Raw genomic sequence first — 1,077 nt, forward strand, 5'->3', positions numbered from 1 at the left:
TGGCTCGTGACATTGAAGCGGCTACAGGTCGTGAAACTCGTGCAACAGTACTTGGTCACATCCAACGTGGTGGTCGTCCAACTGCATTTGACCGCGTTCTAGCATCTCGCATGGGTAACTACGCTGTTCACCTACTGCTTGAAGGTCATGGCGGTCGTTGTGTCGGTATCGTGAAAGAGCAACTTGTTCACCACGACATCATCGATGCGATCGAAAACATGAAGCGTCCAGTGCGTAACGATCTATACAAAGTTGCTGAAGAACTGTTCTAAGCAAGCTTGAAATAGATAAAGAAAAACCGCGGCTTTCCGCGGTTTTTTGGTAGTTGAGTATCAGCGAAAGGAAGCTGATGTATCGGGTAGAATCTTACGAAGCGCTGTTTTGTTCAATCAGCGTCAATTTACGTTCGCGCAACGCGAACATGTAACCCAGCAGCCCACCTAGTGTGTTGCCCAGCGCAATACCGATGAACAAGCCTTCAATGCTGTACACTTGGCTGCCAACCCATGCAGCAGGCAACGTAAACACGAACAGACGCATGAAGCTCCATTGGAAAGCGCGTAGCGGCTTGTGCATCGCATTCAGCCCACTCACCAACATCATCACAATACCTTGGAAACCATAGCTAAATGGAACCACGAGTAGATAGTGCCAAAGCAGATTCTTCACAGTTTCTTCTTGTGAAAATAACGCCGCTAAAGGAATGCTCAATGGCACCATCATCAAGAAGATAAAACCTTGGAACACCACAGCAAAACGCATGCTGAGAAACAAACCAGAGAAAGCGCGCTGAGGATTTTTTGCCCCTAAGTTCTGCGCCATAAATGGCGTGAGTGCGGAGGTCAGCGACATCAACACTAAGATCAGAATCGACTCAATACGCTGCGCAGCGCCGTAAGCTGCCACCGCTGCCGTGCCGTGGCTAGATAGCAGCATCATCAAAATCGCGCCCGACAACGGATTCATCGCATTGGATAGCGCTGCAGGGGTGCCAATTTTTAATGTCTGTTGCCAATCTTGTTTCAATGAGGCCCATTGAGGTTGTGCGAGCAGTTTTTCGCGTTTAACCAGCACATA

2 protein-coding genes are annotated in these 1,077 nt (G+C 48.8%); one reads left to right on the forward strand and one right to left on the reverse strand.

Annotated elements, in window-relative coordinates; all coding sequences use genetic code 11:
* On the forward strand, nucleotides 1-272 hold a 272-nt coding region (locus tag R8O70_RS26115), incomplete at its 5' end, for a 6-phosphofructokinase (RefSeq protein WP_318184575.1).
* A gap of 94 nt (nucleotides 273-366) precedes the next feature.
* Here R8O70_RS26115 and R8O70_RS26120 read toward each other — a convergent pair.
* Nucleotides 367-1,077: MATE family efflux transporter (locus R8O70_RS26120; RefSeq protein ID WP_318184576.1), on the reverse strand; the 711-nt coding region annotated here is incomplete at its 5' end.

Source organism: Vibrio sp. 779(2023) (assembly GCF_033344285.1).
Classification (GTDB): domain Bacteria; phylum Pseudomonadota; class Gammaproteobacteria; order Enterobacterales; family Vibrionaceae; genus Vibrio; species Vibrio alginolyticus.